At 44.6% G+C, this 20,381-nt stretch carries 15 protein-coding genes; 4 read left to right on the top strand and 11 right to left on the bottom strand.

The features are described from left to right. Positions 1-284: 284 nt before the first annotated feature. Complete coding sequence (locus QUB64_RS28510) at positions 285-1,862, bottom strand: TerD family protein (RefSeq protein ID WP_333277150.1); 1,578 nt, start codon at positions 1,860-1,862, stop codon at positions 285-287. 506 nt (positions 1,863-2,368) lie between these two features. Further along, positions 2,369-3,238, bottom strand: a complete 870-nt coding sequence (locus QUB64_RS28505) for a hypothetical protein (RefSeq protein ID WP_333277148.1) — start codon at positions 3,236-3,238, stop codon at positions 2,369-2,371. Positions 3,239-4,246: 1,008 nt separating this feature from the next. On the opposite strand from QUB64_RS28505, the gene QUB64_RS28500 reads away from it, so the two are divergent. After that, positions 4,247-5,023: an ion transporter gene (locus QUB64_RS28500; RefSeq protein ID WP_333277146.1), complete on the top strand. Its 777-nt coding sequence runs from the start codon at positions 4,247-4,249 to the stop codon at positions 5,021-5,023. Between the two features lie 404 nt (positions 5,024-5,427). Here QUB64_RS28500 and QUB64_RS28495 read toward each other — a convergent pair whose 3' ends face one another. Continuing rightward, positions 5,428-6,804, bottom strand: coding sequence for a sensor histidine kinase (locus QUB64_RS28495; RefSeq protein ID WP_333277144.1), 1,377 nt, complete (start codon positions 6,802-6,804; stop codon positions 5,428-5,430). Between the two features lie 113 nt (positions 6,805-6,917). Continuing rightward, on the bottom strand, positions 6,918-8,273 hold the full coding sequence (locus tag QUB64_RS28490) for a sensor histidine kinase (RefSeq protein ID WP_442921728.1): 1,356 nt from the start codon (positions 8,271-8,273) through the stop codon (positions 6,918-6,920). Between the two features lie 408 nt (positions 8,274-8,681). On the opposite strand from QUB64_RS28490, the gene QUB64_RS28485 reads away from it, so the two are divergent. Continuing rightward, positions 8,682-8,810, top strand: coding sequence for a hypothetical protein (locus tag QUB64_RS28485; RefSeq protein WP_333277140.1), 129 nt, complete (start codon positions 8,682-8,684; stop codon positions 8,808-8,810). Between the two features lie 158 nt (positions 8,811-8,968). Here QUB64_RS28485 and QUB64_RS28480 read toward each other — a convergent pair whose 3' ends face one another. The 5 genes from QUB64_RS28480 to QUB64_RS28460 all read right to left on the bottom strand — a co-directional run bounded on the left by QUB64_RS28480 (position 8,969) and on the right by QUB64_RS28460 (position 15,884). Beyond that, on the bottom strand, positions 8,969-9,535 hold the full coding sequence (locus QUB64_RS28480; RefSeq protein WP_333277138.1) for a hypothetical protein: 567 nt from the start codon (positions 9,533-9,535) through the stop codon (positions 8,969-8,971). 365 nt (positions 9,536-9,900) lie between these two features. Then, positions 9,901-11,469 carry a hypothetical protein gene (locus QUB64_RS28475; protein WP_333277135.1) on the bottom strand — a complete coding sequence of 523 codons (1,569 nt, stop codon included), beginning with the start codon at positions 11,467-11,469 and terminating at the stop codon, positions 9,901-9,903. A gap of 699 nt (positions 11,470-12,168) precedes the next feature. Continuing rightward, positions 12,169-13,554 (bottom strand): oligosaccharide flippase family protein, encoded by a 1,386-nt coding sequence (locus QUB64_RS28470; protein WP_333277133.1) that lies wholly within the window; start codon positions 13,552-13,554, stop codon positions 12,169-12,171. 252 nt (positions 13,555-13,806) lie between these two features. Continuing rightward, complete coding sequence (locus QUB64_RS28465; RefSeq protein WP_333277131.1) at positions 13,807-14,589, bottom strand: TIGR03943 family putative permease subunit; 783 nt, start codon at positions 14,587-14,589, stop codon at positions 13,807-13,809. A 215-nt stretch (positions 14,590-14,804) separates the two neighbouring features. Further along, on the bottom strand, positions 14,805-15,884 hold the full coding sequence (locus QUB64_RS28460) for a permease (protein WP_333277129.1): 1,080 nt from the start codon (positions 15,882-15,884) through the stop codon (positions 14,805-14,807). Between the two features lie 885 nt (positions 15,885-16,769). On the opposite strand from QUB64_RS28460, the gene QUB64_RS28455 reads away from it, so the two are divergent. Continuing rightward, positions 16,770-18,209, top strand: coding sequence for a sensor histidine kinase (locus QUB64_RS28455; RefSeq protein ID WP_333277127.1), 1,440 nt, complete (start codon positions 16,770-16,772; stop codon positions 18,207-18,209). Between the two features lie 358 nt (positions 18,210-18,567). Here QUB64_RS28455 and dnaN read toward each other — a convergent pair whose 3' ends face one another. Further along, positions 18,568-19,707, bottom strand: a complete 1,140-nt coding sequence (dnaN, locus tag QUB64_RS28450; RefSeq protein ID WP_333277125.1) for a DNA polymerase III subunit beta — start codon at positions 19,705-19,707, stop codon at positions 18,568-18,570. 54 nt (positions 19,708-19,761) lie between these two features. On the opposite strand from dnaN, the gene QUB64_RS28445 reads away from it, so the two are divergent. Beyond that, complete coding sequence (locus QUB64_RS28445; protein ID WP_333277123.1) at positions 19,762-19,893, top strand: hypothetical protein; 132 nt, start codon at positions 19,762-19,764, stop codon at positions 19,891-19,893. Positions 19,894-19,922: 29 nt separating this feature from the next. Here QUB64_RS28445 and QUB64_RS28440 read toward each other — a convergent pair whose 3' ends face one another. After that, positions 19,923-20,069, bottom strand: a complete 147-nt coding sequence (locus QUB64_RS28440) for a hypothetical protein (protein WP_333277122.1) — start codon at positions 20,067-20,069, stop codon at positions 19,923-19,925. Positions 20,070-20,381 lie beyond the last annotated feature (312 nt).

Below are 20,381 nucleotides of genomic sequence, written 5' to 3'. Positions count from 1 at the left end.
AAAAACCCGGTTTCTCAGAGTCGCAGCCCTTAAATCCAGTACAGGCGGCCAGAAACCGGGTTTTTTCGCGAAAATATGCGTTTGAACCCGCAGATTCGGCCAAAAACCCGGTTTCTCAGAGTCGCAGCCCTTAAATCCAGTACAGGCGGCCAGAAACCGGGTTTTTTCGCGAAAATATGCGTTTGAACCCGCAGATTCGGCCAAAAACCCGGTTTCTTTAGTCGCAGTGCGTCAGCCCAGAAATATAAGGACTGAAGTCCTTACTACAAACATTGGACTTTGATTTATTCGTGCGTTGTCCCGTCTGGCATAATTGCACCTGCGAGCTTAGCACTTGCCATATTTGCTCCAACCAAGTTAGCATCTTTCAGGTTCGCTTTTTCTAGGTTTGCCATTGTCAAGTTTGACCCGCGCAAGTCTGCCAAAGTTAGATTTGCTTCACTCAAATTGGCACTGATCAAGCTAATTCCGCAGAAATTTAACCCGCTTAAGTTTTGCCCGCTCAAGTTGACTAGATCGAGATTAACTCCAACCAAACTTGCCCCAATAAGATTAACACCTCTCAGGTCAAGACCTCTGAGGTTAGCTCTCTTTAAAATATCCCCAACAAAACTTACACCTGTGAGGTTAGCGACCTTCAAGTTAACATTCGTAAGGTCTACTCCAGCAAAACTTACACCTGTCAACTTAACACCTGTCAGATTAGTCCCAGTTAGGCTTGCTTTGTTGAGATTTGCTTGACTTAAATCAGCTCCAGTCAGGTTCGCGCTATTCAATTGTGTCTCGCTCAATTTTGCTTGACTTAAATTCGATTGAATCAGTCTTGCATAATTCAAATTTGCCTTAGTTAAGTTAGCGCGCTTCATATTTGCTTGAATCAAATCGGCTTGTTGCAGATTTATCGATTTCAAATTTGCCCCTTGCAAATTAGCTCCAATCAAGTTTGCCCCTTGCAGGTTGGCATTACTCAAGTTGGCATTACTCAGGTTGGCTTGACTTAAACTAATGGGAGATTTCAGAGTTTTTCCGCTCAAATCCACTCCTGCTAAGTTAATCCCTACAAAATCCCGTTCTCCCTCGTTATACCGCTTCAAAAAATCCTGGGCAGTGATAGCAGGTTCCTGAATTTCTGAAACATAATCATCAGATTTCAAATTATCCGCATTTACAGGATTAGCAACAGACTCTCCCGCCGCTGCTTCCTGCAATTGCTTGTCAACCCGATCGCTAAATCGCCTCAAAATCTCAGCATCATCCAGCTTCTGAGCCACATTCTCAGTGCTTTTCACTTTTTTCTCAACATGATACTTGTCTACAAAACTTTGCAACCCAGCATTATATCCCTGTCCTACGGCCAGAAATCGCCATTCACCATTCTTTCTGTACAATCGTCCAAACTCTAAAGCCGTTTCTTGCGAAAAAACCTCTTTTAAATTATACCGAACCAGCTCGCTCCCAGTCTCCAAATTGTAAAGCCGGATAAAAGCATTTTTGACTTGACTAAAATTTTGATTATTTGCCTGTCCCTCGTGAATGGTAACAACAAACACAATTTCCTCAACAGCAGCATCGATCAGACTCAAATCCACATACACCGTCTCGTCATCGCCTTCGATTTGTCCCGTTGTGTTGTCTCCCGAATGCCGCACCGCGCCGTCTGGCGATGTCAAATTGTTGTAAAATACAAAATACTTTTCGTCGGGAATTCGACCGTCAGCGCCTAACATGAAAACAGATGCGTCAATGTCGTAGTTTTGTGCTGTTTGGCTGACTTGCCACCCCAGGGCGATCGCAACTTTATTGAAATCAGGAGCTTCCTTAGAAAGATTAAATCTGTCACCCTTTGTTAATTCGATGCTCATCTTCGATAATTACCTGATATTTTAAATTAGCGCTTTCGATATTTTAAGGGATTAGTTAAAGCAATGTCTAGCTCATAGGCGGGGCGGTGCGCGGCGGGTTTACAGGATTACTCATTTGTCTTACAAATATTCGTGAACCCGCACCTATGGGAATTATACCAAATATGGCTTTAATACCCCCGTTTCTTTTTCAGTTCCTCTCTGCTAAGACGAAAGTTTGTGCAGACGCAATTTCAATCGCTGATTTTTATGACAGATTACTTACAAGAAAGGACAGAACATTGTTGTGTCACTACCAGCCTGCAATACAAATTGTTTCTGTTAACCAAAAAGCCCATTGGATTTTATCTAGAATACCTTTGATTTTGTAGCTTTATAATTTAGCGATCGCCCACTAAGTAATTGGACAAGATTAATTACACATCAGCTTGTAACTAGGCAAGGCTTTCAGCTCAAATTTTATGTAATTAATTCTGTACAATTACTTAAGCAAGTAGCATTCCCATCTACTCGGTTTTGAAGATTTGCCGGCGCAATCGTCCCACAAAGATTTTCAAACGCTGGAACGGTGACGGTTTGGGATAGCCGTAATACAGATCCCAAGGGTGAAAGCCAATTTCTTGGGGTCTACCAGTATTTAGGGCTGAACCAATGTCCTTTCTGGCGAGGTAGCGATCGCGAACCTGTCGCAGTTGCTCTCCCCATACATTGACATGAAAAACAGTCCATTCTGGCGTTTCCCAGCGAACTAACATATATCGCTGATTCTCTTCCAAGAAAGTCTCGATCGCAGCCTCATTAGCAAATCGAAGACTTTCTTTAGTGTACAAAGAATTTTTTGCTACAGCGCCGTCGAAATTTTTACCTACATAGCTATCAATTATCTCTATCCATTCCGTTCCTCGGAAGATTGAAAAATTGTTGCTAAACATCTGAGTTTTTGAGTAACCAGGCTCTAGCGACTGCATATCGGGCGAAGGAAAAGAACCTGTAAACCCAAAGCAGTTATATTTTGCAACGGTTTGCATTGCTTCGTCCAGCCAATTCTCGTGACCCCTGCGATAGGGCAGAGTATCGAGTTTAGCGAGCAGAATCCAATCAGTTGTAGCCGCCTCGATCGCCGCGCGTATACCCTCTGTATCTGTCTCGCTCACCGATCGCCCGCGCAAGTCCACATACACGATCTCGTCAATCAACCCTTCAGCCAAAAGTTCCTGATAAATGGGGGGCGGGTTATCAGCAGGCGACACAGCGAAAATTACTTTTTTTGGCTTTCCCCCCAGAAAAGATAGCCAGTCTTCCAGCACTTCGCGCACCATAATCCGACCTGTACTGAAAGTGCATAAGGTAAGATTGTTTAAAATAGATTGATTCATTAGTTCACCTTAATAACTGACCATAGCAACGCTGTTCGATCGGCAAGTGTGTTGCTTCTTTCCTCGTAATTGCTCAACCCCCCTTGCTCTCTGAAACGCTGGCTGAGCAAGCGTTTCAAAAGTCTAGAAAATCCCCTTTTTAGAATAGTCAACCAGAAAATAGGGGTTTCAGCTTCTGAATCTTAAAAGTGGGAACTTGATTTGCATCGGTCGCGAAAACTCACGCTCCTTACTGTGTAAATATCACAGAGTTTTAATTTTTTATTTGAGGGGGGGTGAGCAATTACCTTTCCTCTAGGTAAGCAACAGTCACAGCTAATTTTAGCTGATCTCACAAACGATTTGAGACTAATCTACCAATAGTCCGGACTGTTTGCGACCGCCAACGGTAGAATGCGGGTTTGGGCTTCATCAGGATCGGAAATCTTAACGGTAGAATGCGGGTTTGGGCGCCTAATCTCAAAACAGTCCGGAGTATTGATCTACTCTAATCTTAAATTAAGGTAAAACGGCTGTGTAATTCATCTAGGTACTTTGTATGACTCTTAAGCATCGAGATTTCTTGTATTTACTCGGTGCCAGCGTCGGAGCTATTACTACATCGCCTGTTGCTCCTGTTCGATCGCCTCCTAGGGAGTTGGAGCAATGCTCATGTTAGATAATTAGCTGATATACCTTCTCAAGGGCGTTGAGGTATGTCCGGTAATGGGAAGGTAATGGAGAAAAAGCTAATTTTTCATTTGCAATCGCTCGCACTTGACCGAACTCACACTCTTTTGCGCTATATTTTAAATTAGCGATTTCGATATTTTAAGCGATTAGTTATAGAAGATATAGCTGACCCAAATCTTATGTGCAAATCTGTAGGTGCGGTGCCTCGCCCTGCTCGCCCTGGCAATGACGGATCTTCAGCGGGGGGATTGCCATAGAAGAATAATTACACAATTTATGAAAGACGCGCTATACAACATTGTTCTGTTTATACCCAGCCTACAATACAGATTATTTATGTTAAACCGGAAACAAATTGCCTTTTATCTAGAAGACATTGAAACGCCCACAGGGAGAGCCGTCAGTTTGATAATTACCGGACTTATTCTCCTATCTACTGCCAGCTTCATCGCCGAAACTTACCCAATTTCAGAACTTGTTAGAATTAGATTGCAAACTCTCAATACAGCCCTTTTAGTCGTTTTTGCTGTTGAGTATTTACTGCGGCTGTGGTGCGCTGACCATAAATTTAAGTTTATTTTTAGTTTTTTCTCTATCGTCGATTTGCTGGCTATATTACCATTTTTTCTGGGATTTGTCAATGTCAGTTTCATCCGTATTTTCCGCTGGTTTAGAATTCTCAGACTCATCCGCTTTTGGGAATTAAAAAATTCGGTTTTTCGCATCAGCAGCGAAGATGGGGTGATTTTTTCTCGGATTTTGTTTACTTTGCTGGCGATAATTTTTGTTTATTCTGGTTTGATTTATCAAGTGGAACATCCGGCAAATCCCGAAGGTTTTAGGACTTTTTTGGATGCTGTTTATTTCTCGGTTGTCACGATGACGACGGTGGGATTTGGCGATGTTACTCCGATTTCGCAATCGGGCCGGTTTCTGACTATTTTGATGATTTTGACGGGAATTGCTCTGATTCCTTGGCAATTGGGGGATTTGATTAAACAGTTAGTTAAAACTGCTAATCAGGTAGAAACTGTTTGTACGGGTTGCGGTTGGTCTGTACATGATGCTAATGCTAAATTCTGTAAAATGTGCGGCACTAATTTAGATAATTGAGTTCATTCAGTCAATTTGAGATTTTCCATTTTTCGATTTGAGATTTATATCATGTCCGGTCGATTACCATAACAAAAACTGTTTGTAGTGCCCACGAAAGTCCGCTCTCATGCTGCGGACTCTTCGGGGGCACTACGAACTCATCTGATTGCGGTTAATCGATCGGACACGATATTACTCTCACATTAGACAAGATTGCAAAAGTCTTTTTAATCAAATTAAATGACGCTGCTCCCAGCAGCGTCCTAATTATTTTTGCAATCTTGTCTATTTAATGGGGCTGCTTGAACAGGAGTCTAAAATTTTAGTATGCACCCGGACAAGCGTAGGTGGCACGGTACCCGTTTTTGGATCGGTGCCAATTTTTAAATTCTCAAATCTAAAAATGGAAAATCTCAAATTGATTATGCTAATGGTAACAAGATTTCAAATTCGGTACCGATGCCTAATTCCGATCGCATTCTGAATGCACCGCCGTGTTTCCCCGTCACTATTTGATAGCTAACGGCTAAGCTGGTTTCTTTGAGGGCGCGTCTTTCGGTAGAGAATGATTCTAAGATTTTTTTGTACTTGTTAGGTGACATTCCTTGCCCGTTATCTGCTATGCGAATGGAAACCCAGCGCTCGTGCAGTTTGTCCAAGTCGATCGCAGGTTCTGGACAGCACACTTGAGTTGTAATGTCAATCTGAGGCTGGCGATCGAAGTCTCTGAGTCCTCCACCATTGAACTCTTTTGCCAATTCTTGACCGACTGCTTCGTTAATTAATGTATTGATAGCATTGGTCAAGATATTCATAAATACTTGGTTTAGCTGTCCTGCATAGCACGGCACTGGCGGCAGGTAGCCGTAGTTTTTTACTACTTTGATTTCTCTAGTCAAACGACTTTTGAGCAGCAAGAGTATGCTGTCTATGTTGGTGTGCAAGTCGGTCGGTTTGGGATAAACATCGTCGATGTAGCAGAAGTTTTGCAAACTGCTTGCCAACTTGCTCAAACGTTCGGCTCCGGCTTTGATACTGGCAACAGTTCGGAGGAAATCGTTTTGCAAGAAGTCATAGTCTATCTCTTCTTTGAGCCTTGCTATTTCTGGCGGGGGATCTGTACAGTGCGCGTCGTAAACTGATAGCAACTCCATTAAGTTTTTGCTGTAGTCGCTGACGTAGGTTAAATTACCCCAAATAAAGCCTACCGGATCTAAAATTTCGTGGGCTACTCCGTTGACTAAACGGCCTAAACTAGCCATTTTTTCGCTTTGAATCATTTGTGTTTGGGCTCTTTCGTAGCGGACTTGAGTTTCTATGCCGCGAATTTGCCAGTAGGCGATGTTTAGTGCGTGAGGGTCTAAGAGGCGGTAAGATTGGGTGTCGATTTGGACTACGATGGGTTCTGACTGCAATTCGGGCGATCGGCGCAGAGCTTGTTGAGCTGCTGTCAAAATGGTTGTACTCTCTGGGAGCAATAATATTTCGACGCGAGCGTAACTGTAGAGCACTTTCAGCGGCAGGTGCAAAAATAGCTCTGGGCCTTGGGGTTTGAGCAAATATTCCAGCAATTGCCGGCGGGATATCATGCCAGCAAACTCTCCTGCTTCCAGCAAGACGGCTCCCGGCACCTGGGGATGCTGCTCAAAGATTTCAGCAACTGCGACGCCCAAGCAGGTCGATTTAACCTGAAAGTGATAAAGGGGCAAATCCCCGAGGGTAGACTCTAGGGAAAGGTCTTGATGTCTGCCTTCGGAGAGTGAAGGGCCTGGTAGTTGGGAACTGAATGTATTTGCCACTAGAAGTTTGAGTTGCCGAAACACCCGAAGATAAAGTGAAATGAAAACCTACTACTAAACTAGCCGATCGTTTCACTTTTTTTGAGCGCATCTAAAGACTGTTCTTGAGTTAATCATGTTTTGCGAACTATTGGCAGGAGAATTTCAAATTCGGTGTTGCGGCCGAGCTGCGATCGCAATTTTAGTTGGCCGCCGTGCTTTTCTGTGACGATTTGATGGCTGATCGCCAGCCCCATACCGCTGCCTTTCCCTGCTGGTTTAGTGGTAAAAAATGTGTCAAATATGTGCTGTTGATTTTCTGGAGAAATTCCAGGGCCGTTATCGGCTATCCCAATTGCTGCCCACTTGCCGTCTGCGGTTTCTACCACTTTAGTGGTAATTTCGATTTGGGGCTGCCAGTTGTCCAGGCACTGGCTATCTAGTTCGCGATCGGCTGCGTACTCTGTCAGGGCGTCTAGAGCGTTAACTAACAAATTCAAAAATACCTGACTCAACTGACCGGAGTAACCGCTAACTAGGGGCAGTTCGCCGTATTTTTTTACCACTTCTATGCCATTTTTAAAGCGGTTTTTCAGAATTAACAGCGTAATCTCCACGCATTCGTGAATGTCTGTCTCCACGGGCTTTGTCTCGTCCATGTGAGAGAAGTGGTGCAGCCCGTTGACTATTTTTAGCAATTGCGAGGCTCCCCACTTCATCCCTTCTAAGGTGATTGGCAAATCTTCTTGTAAAAAATCAAATTCAATTTCTTCTTTCAGCGCATCAATTCGGGGACACGGTTCCGAATATTCTGCTTCATAAGCTGACATGAGCTGAAGCAAGTTTTCAAAATAGGACAGCAGAAAAGTCAAATTTCCCCAAATACAGTTGAGGGGATTTCTAATTTCGTGGGCTACACCTGCTACAATCCTCCCCAGACTCGCCATCTTTTCGGTTTGGATAAGTTTTGCTTCTGTTTGTTTTTGGAGCAGCTTATTTGTTAATTGGTGAATTCTACCTTGAGCGACCATTAATTGGTGTGCGTCTAACAGTTTGTACGTCTGGGGTGCTACTTCGACTACTACGGGTTCGTAAACTAATTCTGCTGCTCTGTAAAGCGATTCCTGGGCTGCTTCTACTATTAATTTACTGCCGGGAAGCACGAGCAGCTCTTGCTTGGAAAACCTGTACAATACCTCTATCGGTCGCTTGAAAAACATTTCTAACCCGTAGCGGCGGTTAACTCTTTCAAAAAATAGACGCCTGGATATAATGCCGACAAAATTACCCATATCGGTCAAAATGACGCCGGGAAGCATGGAATTTTCTTCAAAAGCCCGGGCTACTTCTTTGGCCTGTTGAGTTAATTCAATTTGGCAGTTGTAAAGTGGCAAGTCTAGAAGAGTTGATTCTAAGGAGATGTTCCAAGTACAAATCTCATGTATATGCGACACTGATAACTCCGAGCTAATCTCATGCACAGCAAACATAGATGAAACCCCTGTTAATTTTTGTATGGATGGATTACTTAAGTTGCTATTAATTGGTAAAGGGTAATTGATGGCGGGTAATGGTTAATTTGTCTGATGACAACAGCACCCGATGGGAAAACCCGATCGCCCGGGCATTGTCTGCTCAGTAGGTAGGTGCAAATAAACCTGACTATGTAACAGAATGTAAAGCGATGAAAACCTTTGCGATTGCGTCGTTTCACTCGCTTTTGACTACTTATGTATTTTCGCGCTCGTCTACTTAAAGATTTGGTTTCTCAATCAATCTTAAACCATCGAAGCTTTTGTGGAACTTACGGAGCTTTGCTGTCAACTTTTTACCATCATATACCCTGCGATCGCGTGTTTTCCGAAAATCTTAAAAAATTATAAAGGGATTTTGGTTATATGTTATACCATTTTTCCCGTGCTGGTAGGGAATTGGAGAACAGCGATAGCGGGCGATCGGTGAATATACGGGCATGGATCGAGGGATCGAGGGCCCGGATTGGGCGAGCGATCGTTCAAGAAACTTAATGCCCTAAGGGTCAAGACTGGGGCTTCCGGCAAAAATCGGCAGATTGTCGAGCATTTAAGCAAGAATGCAAATGCAGGCAAGTTTCCAAATCCGACTACCGTCCGTTTTTTGCCGGAAGCAATTCTCAAATCTTCAATGCGAAAATGCGAAAATCGTCTCAGGGTTCCACCTCCGGCCAGAGGCGTTCTAGCTGATAGCGCCAAGCGGTGAGAGTCTGTTCGCGAGACTCTCGCCCGAGTTCCATTTCCCCCATCAATCCCTCTGCGTAGAAACGGTCTAAAGTCTGAAGGGTAGTTTCTATGGACTGTCCTTGGATCTTGGCAGCTTTGATGATTTGACGGATGCGGCTTTCGATCAAACCGCCGAAAAAGTCGGACAAACCTCGCTCTTGCAAGCTCAGCACTCTGGCGATGGCTGCCGAGAAATCGGCGGCGGCGAGTGTGGCGCAACTGTGCTGAAATACTCCCCACAAAACGTTTTGATGTATGGCGTAGCGAGTTTCGAGGGTGGTGTCAAAGTTAGCTTCTAGCAGTTTATCGAAAAACGGTTGAGCTTCCTCGGCATCGGCGATCGGCAGCAAAATCCGCAGCCAAGTCCCGTCTTCAGAAAGCAGCACTAAAAGGCGAAATTTGGGGGTTTGTACTTGCCAAGAAGTGGCAGCAGGCGTCTCAACACTTTCGCCGAATAAGTCTTTAAGGGTATGGCTAATTTCTTCGGGAGTCATGGGAATTTTAGATTTTAGGTTTGAGGTTTGAAATTTGAGATGGCTGGTTGGCGATTTGTTTTCAAAGTTTGTGATATCGATCAGTATGGCTCAATCTAAAATCTAAAATCCACCATCTTAGGACGGATGCTTGGGGATTTAAAATAGGACTTACGCTCAAAAACCTGGTTTCTAGGACAATAAGAGGTTTGGCAAGGAAAAATCTACGAGTCAACCGGGTTTCTGAGGAATAGTGCGTCTAGGACTGTAAAAGTACGGTGCGCACCGGGCACATTTCAACGCGGGGTGCTGATGGCGAACCTTAGCCATTGATATTCACCGATATCGGTAAATCTAAAATCTAACATCTAAAATCTAAAATCGATTTAGGGGAGCCAACGGGGGTGATAGCCGGCAAAGGGAAGTTCTTCTGGCTGCACTTTTGCGGGAGAACTGTCTGCGGGTATTTCTAATAAGGGTAGCAGCCAGAGGCGGCTTGTGGCGATCGACTGTCCGCCCGAGTTGCGGGGCCTGTCTGCCGCTGTGGGTTTTGCTGTTGTCACCGATTGGTCGAAAATTAATGCCAGCCCGTCGGGAGATAAACTGATTTGGGTATCTAATTGGTTGGGCAAAACTAGCAGCGGTTTGATGGTTCCTATCAAACGAGTGCCATCTTTTTTGAGGTCGATGGCGGCGATGAAAGGCTGTTCTTTGTAGCTTTCTGTTTTGAGGCGTTCGGATAACAAGCAGTAGAGACGCTGGAATTGGTTGTCTTTGTTTTTGCGCGGGTCGAAATCAACGGCGATTATGCTACCGGGGATGCGCAGTATTTCTTGTTCGGCGCCTTGGTTGTCTAAGATGAAGAGCGATCGAGTGTAGTCGCTGTTGTATTTAACGTAGGCGGCGGCGGAGTTGTCGCGGGCCATCCCCAATACTTGTTCGTATTTTGGTAAAAATTCTACGGGGTCTGCTTCGGGTTTGAGGGGGACGATCGCTAATCCTTGTTTTTGAGATATTACCATCGATTTGCTGTCGGGGCGAATCATAAAATCTCCGCCTTGTTGATTTTCCAAGCGTCGGGGCGCAACTTTTTCTGACAAAATCCAAGGACTGAAATCGCCGGGATTGCGGCGGTTGACGCGCTGGATTACTATGATTTTTCCGTCGGCTGAGAGGTCGAATTTGAGGTTTTGGTAATCTTTGGAGTCTAAGAGTTTGTCGATTCTACCTGCGGGCTGTGGCGGTTGGGGATCTTCTCCGGGGGATTGGGGATTGAGGCCGGTGGTGACTGTAAATAGTTCTTGATTTAGGGTGCCGCCAGTACGGGCGATCGATCGATCTGTGGCTGAGAATAAAATGCGATCGCTGTCGGGATAGGGTTTAAAATCGGTGACAACTAAATCTTTGGGAGTCAGCGGTATTGGTTTCGAGTCGCTGCTGGTGAGATTGACTAGCATTAATCTGCTTTCTGTTTCGCCTTGAACGCCGATGTAAACAAAAGCTCGATCGCGACTGCGAAAGGAACTGCTAAACGGTTGAATTGGCGTTCCTTTGTTTTGGTTGTTTTCTCCAAAATACTTGTCGGTTGCGCCGGCGAGTTTTAAGGTGTAGGTAACGCCGTAGGGTGCTGGATCTTTGAGGGTGTAGGCCATGCGCCGGCCGGCCCAACTGAATTTACCGGGGAGTGGTGGTTCTAGTTTTAAGTTTTCCTCGACGGTGGAGTGGTTCATCGGCCGAAAGAAGTTGAGAATAAAGCCGGTATCTGCGGCGCCGATTTGTTTGTTCTCCCAAGTAAATTCTCGCACTCTCGGTGCTGTGCGATCGCCACTCAGTAGCAACAGCCCCATTAAGACGCTCAGCAGTAGGATGAGGAAAATCGCCGTGCGGTCGATCGGCTGTTTGAATGGCCCAATAGCGAAAGGTGAAGGATTAAATTTTTTGTTAAAAATACTCACAAATCTTTCTCTCCTAGTTTCTGCTGACAATTAACTGCCAAATTTTCCCTATAAAATTTTACAGTCCCGGATGCACTCCCGAGCTTGAGAAACCACTTTTTTTACCCGGATAAAAGCCGGCAATGAAGTTTTTTGGTAAAAAACCCGGTTTGTGAAAGTTTTGGTGCGTCCAGGACTAAATTAAACTGACAATGCTTAAGCGCGCACTGATCTCGTCCCTTGCAAGAAGCGTGAACTCGGCAATACGAACGCAAGTCGCCGTTCTCTTCGTTCTCTCAAGTAAGTAGATACAAATAAAGGGAGCATCTAAGTTTTGCTGAGATCGGAGTGCACGCTTGACTCGAAGAGCGAGTCTGTATAGTACGCTCTTCGAGTCAAGCGTGTACTGTAAAAAAATGCTTTTTGCAAAAATGAGATGCTCCCCAAATAAACATTACATGGGTCGGGGGCGTCAGAACATTCATTAACTCGCTTAGCTAGTATAGCAATCCTTGCAGGATTTTCATTAGTACCAGTAGGGACACGGCACTGCCGTGTCCCTACTCATTGATTTTGGGGAAATCAAATTTATGTTCCCGGTCTCAATCGGGATTTAGGATTGCTATAGATTCTACGCTCAACCCGCACCTAAAATACCCGACAAGATATTATTTTTTTCTTGCCGATATACTTAATATTGACGATGCTCCTTTTTGTTGCCTAAAATAGTTTATTGAGAGGTATTATATCCTGAGGTGAAAGGCGATCGATAGGTAACCCCCCACCCAGAGACATTCTCACAAAAAGTATGATTGCTAGTACCCCTAAAAACAATGCTGTCAACTTCATGTCCTCCCAAAAACAAGTTAGCCCTTCTTTCCTAAGACCGTAGGTAACTACTAAATAAGTAGGAATGTCACCGACAGCTACAGCAATCACAGCACCTAAATTACCCATCAAATTATATCCTACTGGGATGCCAATAGCGATACTCAAAAAAGTTGCGAGATTGCCCATAGCTGCGTACTGAGATTTTCCGATAGCTAACAAACAAGAACCCATCAAACTGTGGATAGTCGTGTGCCAGATACCTAAAGCCAAGATTGGCATCATCCAAGATGCTGCTGCATACTCTTTCCTGTACAGTGTTAAAATTAGCTGATCTCCAAAGCTCACAAAAACTGCTAAGCCTAGGGCTAAAGGAATCAGAATCAAGTTGCGGTTTTTGAGGATTTTAGCCCGCAATTCAGGGCGCGGCAATTCTGCCAGCATCGAAATAGAGGGAAAAATTACCCGACCGGCTAGGGCGATCATTACTTGGCGAGGCATATCGCCGAGGGTAAAAGCGATGCCGTAAATGCCCAACAGCGTTAAACTAAATATTTTCCCGAGAACTAGGCGATCGGCTTGAGAACACAGAAAATATAAAACTGTAGATAAAAATATCCATTTTCCATAGGAAAATATTTCTTTAACTGCTTCTCGCTCCCAAGCAAAGCGGTTTTTATGGCCGGGAATCAAGAAATGGCTCCATACTAACTCCACTATAGTGCTGGTGAAACCGCCTGCGAGGATAGCCCAGATACTGCGATCGAACCATGCCCATACAATCATTACTGTAGTAGAAATGAGCTGTATCACCAACTCAAAAATTACTACTGTCTTGACTGTCATTTTTCGTTCGAGACTGGATACGGAAGTGGATTTAAACCCTCCTATCAGAGTATTTATACTTATGATTGGGAGCAGCCACAGGAGACGGGGTTCTCGATAGAAATTAGCAACTGGCCAGGTGATTAAAATTAAACAAAACCAAACAAAAATACTGCGAATAATTTGCATTGTCCAAGCGGTGTTGAGAAATTCTGGCTCTTCTCCACGCTTGTTTTGGATGATACTTGGGCCCAGACCTATGTCTGTGAATAGGTGGACACCTGTAATGAAAACGTAGGCTAGACCCATTAGACCAAATAATTCTGGCAACAGCAGGCGCGTCAGGATCAGGTTGCTACCGAATCGGATAATTTGACTGCTTCCATAGCTGGCGATCGTCCAGAAAGCACCTTTGATCGCTAATTTTTTTTCAGATGACTTTTCAGATGACATATAGTGAGAACTTATTTTCTAATTACGAGTCTAATTGCTGAATTTTCTGTTGGCAACTCCTACAGGAGGTTGCTGCTACTTTTATAGCTGACTTTACCTTGTGTTAATTGCCCTACGGAGGACGGGATCTTCTGGCAGATCCCACAATCTCAAATACTACAGACTTCAAGTCGCGAGATTAAAGTTGCCCACTGACGGGATACCCATCTCGCCATCACCAACGTAAAATTTAATCTCCAACTTGCTGGGTGTCTAATAATCATAAGGGTTTTTCGGTTCGGGAATCGATCGGAGGGAGGATGCTTGAATGATTAATTTGCGCTTACCTTGCAGTTCTTCTACGATCGTTTCTCCTTCTATTTCTAGCCAACTGTCTGGGGCAAAGGCGGTGCGGCTTTGACCGATCGGTAATTTTACCGGCAACCCGATCGGATAGGCGTCCGCCGCGCAGCAGGTAATGATAAAACGCCCGATCCACAGATATTGTTCTGCTACGTTGGGCGGGTGAATCACAAATCCTTGAACCTTGACTTTTTGACCTCTGTATGTATCGGGCTCGGGATTGAAATTTAACAGCCGCACCCATTCGACGAGCGATCGCCTTTCGGGTTTGGTAGTATTGCGAAATTCTTGCGGTTGCAGTCTGGTGATGGGTAGGGATTCGGTGAGGCCTCGTTCGAGTGCTGTCTGGCTGGTAAATGTGCGCGGCGTTGTGGCTAAGCCGATTAATGCGACGCTCAACATTAAGGTGCTGCCGATACTGGGGGGAAATAAAGTAACGTGTTCAACTTCTGTGCTTCTGGGAGATTTATTTGCTGGCGATGGCCGGGATTGCTTGTTGGCGCGATCGACTTTTAAGATTTCCCAAATTTTCAACCCGCCAATCACCATTAAGCCGATTCCTGCCGCTAGAGTCAGCCCAAAGTAATTGGGATGAATGAGAATGCTTAATTGTCCGGTAATCCAATATTTGAGGAGCAATATTCCCCACATTAAGATAGCTAGGGCGTCCAGCCAGGGGCTAATTTTTTTCATGAAGGAAGAAGGAAGAGGGAAGAGGGAAGAAGAGAAATGGAAGTCGGAAGAAGGAAGAAGGCTTTTCGGCTTCGATCAATGTCAACAGAGGACAGAAGGAAGAACGAAGAGGAAAAAAGCACCTATCCGCATATCCGTGACTTCCGTGTCGTGAATCAAGTTAATTACAAATCGCGAATCTAAAATGATCTTGTTTGTACATCCGAGATAATTTATTAACCCAGATACAAGTTGACAGCGAGGGTCATTAAAAAGGTTAACTGAGCTGCCAAAACCATTAAGTAAATTACGGATCTACCTTTAAAAATGGATAGCATTAAACCGATGCCTTTGAGGTCAATCATCGGGCCGAACACGAGAAATGCTAACAGCGAACCGCTGGTAAATGTGGAAGCAAAAGATAGGGCAAAAAAAGCATCTACTGTAGAACAAATCGATACAACTGCGGCTAATAGCAGCATGGCGAGAATTGAGGAAACGGGGCCTTGGCCGAGGTTGAGAATTAGTTCGCGGGGTGCGCCAACTTGAATGATGGCTGCGATCGCACTTCCGATGACCAAAACTCCTCCCAATTCGCGCAACTCCTGTACCATACTATCTAAAAGCAAGCGCAGACGCTCTTTAGAAACGCGGTGGAACATGGACGAACGTTTCGAGGTTTTTTCGGTTTTGCCGATTTGTAAGGGCTTCCACTCGTCTTGTAGCAAAGATTCGATCGGCACCGGCCCACCGGGCTGACCGAGCATAAATGTCCCCGACTGTAACAGCAGCGGAGTGTTGGCTTGGGCGATTTCTTTGTCTGAAAACTCTGGTTTTGGGAGGGGAATCGCGCGGGCTACATAAGGGTGTAACAGAGGGCGCAAGTCTGTTTGGGCGCTGAATACCCAGCCGATAATTGTGGCTATAAAGAGAGAAAAGACTACCCGCAAAACTACAATTTCGGGCTGATCGCGAAATGCCGTCCAAGTCGCCCAAATTACTACGGGGTTGATGGTGGGGGCTGCGAGCAAAAAGCCGATCGCCGCTGGTGCGGGGACTCCCTGCATTAGCAACCTGCGGGCTACGGGCACGTTACCGCACTCGCACACGGGAAACAAAAAGCCGATCGAACTACCTACCAAAGCCGCCAGTAGCGGGTTTCGCGGGATGCGGGATACGAGTTTGCGTTCGTCTACAAACCCCAGCAGCAAACCTGAGAATAAAACTCCCAGCAGCAGAAAAGGTATTGCTTCTACTAATAAGCTGAGAAACAGGGTAAAAGCATTGTTTAACTGATTTGTGAGGGCGGGTTGCATCGATCACCTACTGGTAAATTTGTATTTAGTTTCACGTCTTTGGCTGAGCCCCTGTAGATCATACCTTCTTCACAGCGATAAGTTACTATTCAGTTAAAACTTTTTTGCTACCATCGTCAATCTTATACCCATCATTAAAAGTCGCAGCTCCTGGTAAGGACACGGCAGTGCCGTTTCCCTACAGATCTAATGTACAATCTCTATGTTCCAGGACTTTTAATAAGTAGTATCAAAATTAGTTGATTTTTTTTTTAATTGATTTAGAGGAGATTATGCTGACATTTTATGGTTTAATTTATCGGGCAAAGCCTGAAAAACAATTAAATAATTAAAATTGTTTAAATGGCTCTCAATATTTCTGCATTCTGCGCCTGGTGCAGCCAATCAATAATGGAATCGGCAAGCTTTTGTAGACGGTCTGACTCTATGGGCAAACCGATCGGGCGGTATTTGAGGCTTGGCGGGCTTTGTGCTTTTAACTTGTCTGATGTGGGTGCATCGCGCGGGCGATCGGGCTATTCGGATTTTCTGCTCCGACCAATAAATTAATTTTTTCCGTGATTTAATTTATTGTTAACAACAGGTTAAGAATTTAACTCAAGGTTAACTAATAGTTAAATACTTGAACCAAGCGTTAATGCCCCTCTACTCAATATAAAATAAAGTCAGGCATAATTGCCAGGGCGCATCTATCTCCGTCATACTCTAACTTGCCTAATACTTGAAGTGGTAAAATCCCATTTACCACCGTAAGTTTTTTGTGTAATTTAAAATGCCGTTTCCCAGGAGAATGTCGACCAAAGCACTCAGCTACTCACCGACTGAGCTTTGGTAGCTGAATATCTGCTGGTAAATAGAACCCCAAAAAAGCGTGCTGATGAATTTATGTTGAATACCTCCTGCATAGAAAGACCAGTCCAACCCATCTCCCAGGCTGACTTAGGAGAACTTTCTTTAGATTCTACTCTCGTGGAATTGTCGCTTTACGCTTTTAACGTAGAAGCTACGGATTTGGGAATGCAAATTTCCCAGATGTTAGAAGCTAATCCGCTGTTACCGGGAGTCATTTTAACGGATAGAGGTGAATTTGCCGGCATGATTTCCCGGCGGAGATTTTTAGAATTTCTCAGCCGTCCTTTTGGGAGAGAATTATTTTTAAAACGACCTGTGAGGGCTTTGTACCGCTTTGCCCAAACTGAGACTTTAGTTTTTCCCAGCAATACTTTAATCGTGGATGCAGCCCGGAAGTCGCTGCTGCGATCGAAAGAACTGCTTTATGAACCGATTGTAGTGCAAATGTCGCCTCAAACTTATAGTTTGGTAGACGTGCACGAACTGTTAGTAGCCCAATCCAACATTCACGAGTTAGCAACAAAATTGCTGAGACAGCAAACTCAATCTCAACTAATTCAAACCGAAAAATTAGCTAGTTTGGGGCAGATGGTAGCTGGAGTCGCCCACGAAATTAGAAATCCCGTTACCTGCATCAACGGAAATCTCGGCTTTTTGTCCAATTACTCGAAAGACATCATGCAGTTGCTGTCTGCTTACGAACAAATAGTCGGCCATAGCGAACAAATTGACGAACTCAAACAAAACATAGAATTTGATTTCTTGCAAGAAGATTGGGCGGAAATTCTCAAAAGCATGAAAGTTTCATCCCAGAGGCTGACGGAACTTGTCACCAGCCTGCACACCTTCTCTCATATGGACGAAACCCACTTGAAAGAAGCTAACCTCCACGAATGTATTGACAGTACGCTGCTAATTATGAAAAACCGTCTCAAATACGGGTTTAAAGTAGTTAAAAGCTATGGGGATTTGCCTTTAGTGAAGTGTTATTCCGGTCAGTTGAGCCAGGTATTTATGAATATTGTCAGCAATGCGATGGACGCTTTGGATGAGGTAAAAGGAGCAAAAGGTTTTGTACCGGCGATTACTATTCAAACTGAGGTAATAAACAGTGATGATGGAGATTGTGTAAGTTCAGAATTAATGCAAAATTCTGTTTTTAGCTATCGACAAAATGCAAAATTGCGATCGTCCGCCAGCCACAATGGGGACTTCAGCCCAGAAGCAGCCGGGAAAAATTCAAATAATGCTTGGATAGCCATCAGAATTGCCGATAACGGGCCGGGAATTCCGCCAGAAATTCAGCGCCGGATTTTTGAGACATTTTTCACTACTAAACCGGCGGGGAAAGGTACTGGTTTGGGATTGGCAATTACTCATCAAATTGTTACTGAGAAGCATAAAGGTAAGTTGAATTTGCATTCTACGCCCGGTACTGGTACGGAATTTGAAATTTTGTTGCCATTAATTTGAAGGCTGTTCAGGATTAAGTAATGAAGTATTTTTGTAGAGTAATTACACAACTGTCACATTCAATCAAGGTACGTAGTTGCGCTTCAGCGCTCTATATGAAAGAGCGCTGAAGCGCAACTACGTACCTAAAAAGAATAAATGGTGCGCCAGCATGAGATTTTCGATCGTGATTGAGAACTACTAAACTTACTCGCCCACAAAGAAACCGGGTTTTTATCAATATTGAGGCTTTTAAGCAAATATTTTGGTGAAAAACCCGGTTTCTGGCTACCTGTGCGTATACAATGAAAGAAATGGTACTGTGGAAGCGGAAAAAACAATTTTTTCCTTCTTCCTTCTTCCTTCTTCCTTCTTCCAACTAAGGTCGAAGTTGAACCGGCATTACCAAGAATGTGGCATTGACTCCGCCCAAAGGCTGAAAAATTACAGGAGCAAGAGCACCGTTTAATTGCAGTTGAATTTCGGGAGACTGAGCCGTTTTCAAAATGTCAACTAAGTATTTCACGTTGAAAGCAATATCTATGCTGTCTCCCGAAATCTGTGCGGGAAGTGACTCTTTGCCGCAGCCGACATCTTTTGCATCTACCGACAAAGTGATTTCCTGACTTTCTTCGTCGATGCTACATTTGAGGATATTATTTTTTTGGTCGGCAAACACTGCTATTCTTTCGACTGCTGCTAAGAGCGATCGCCGCTCAAGAGTAATTTGCCGCTCAAAGGATGGCGGAATCAACTGCCGGTAGGCGGGATATTGTCCTTCTAAGGTGCGGGTTGTCAGCCGCTGATCTGCCCATTCAAACACTACTTGACCCTGTTCAAAATGCAGGGTGACTGGTTCAGTCCACTGCCGCATCACTAGCATTCTTTCTACTTCCCGTAAGGCTTTAGCAGGAACAGTCACCTCAAATTCTTCTGCGGTTTCTTCACCTTCGGCTTTTTCGTTGGCAGTTTGAACTACGGCCAATCTGTGGCCGTCTGTAGCTGCAAATTCTAGGCAATCTTTTAGTACCTTTAAATGCACGCCTGCGAGTACCTGTTTTGCTTCATCGGGGCTAGTAGCAAATAAAGTTCCTTTGAGTCCTTCTATCAAGGCTTCGGGCGGCAATTTCAGGATTGTTCCTGCTTCGATTGCCGGCAATTCTGGGAATTCTTCGGGGCCCATGCCTCTGACTTGGTAGCTGCCAGAGCTGCAAGTGAGACAAGCGACGGTATCTCCGGCTTCGTCTTCTAAAGTAATCTCTCCATTGGGGAGTCTGGAAACTATATCGTTGAGCAATTTCGCGGGTATGGTAAAACTACCGCCGCCAGTCACTTCTGCTGCAAAGCTGGTGCGAATGCCCAAACTGAGATCGAAAGCTGTTAAGCTAACCCGCTGATTTTCCTCATCCGCTACTAAGAGCACGTTTGCTAGTACCGGATGTGTCGGGCGGGAGGGAACGGCCCGACTTACCAACGAGAGGTTGGCGTTGAGGTCACTTTGGGTGCAAACCAATTTCATGGGAGGTTAATTAACCTGATTTGAGACAGAAGCAAATCCTATCACAGAAAGCTGATGACAGTTGAGAGTTGGCAGTTGGCAGTTGAGAGTTGGCGGTTGGCGGTTGGCAGTTGGCGGTTGGTAGTTGGTAGTTGGCAGTTGGCAGTTGGCGAGACACTATTTTTTTATTTATTGAACTATTTTTAGGCGCTCGCCCTGTGGAAACTGTGGAAAAATCAAACAATTTCTTGCTGTACTTGAGTTGTAGCTAATAAACGCCTGTGGAAAACTTGTGGAAAATCGGGTAAAAGTCGATCGCCCTTCCACTTTCGTGCAAAATTTGGTACAAAAATTGTTTTGGGCGATCGAGTAAAGTTTTTCACACTATCTGGGTAAATTTTCCACAGGTTTTTCCACAGGCAGTGATTGTAGTGATTGTAGGGTGCGTCAGCCGGCTGAAGATTTTGAAAGCAGAGTGAGAGTATTCCCGGCTGACGCACCCGGAGCCATGACTAATTGTGTGAAAAGAGGTTCAAGATGGTAGGGTGCGTCAGCCGGCTGAAGATTTTGAAAGCAGAGTGAGAGTATTCCCGGCTGACGCACCCTACGTAATGAGTGATTGTGTGAAAAGAGGTTCAAGATGGTAGGGTGCGTCAGCCGGCTGAAGATTTTGAAAGCAGAGTGAGAGTATTCCC

This window comes from Microcoleus sp. Aus8_D2, assembly GCF_036702665.1.
GTDB lineage: Bacteria > Cyanobacteriota > Cyanobacteriia > Cyanobacteriales > Microcoleaceae > Microcoleus.
The sequence above is the reverse complement of the archived record's forward strand: the minus strand, read 5'-3'. Positions and strand labels throughout refer to the sequence as shown.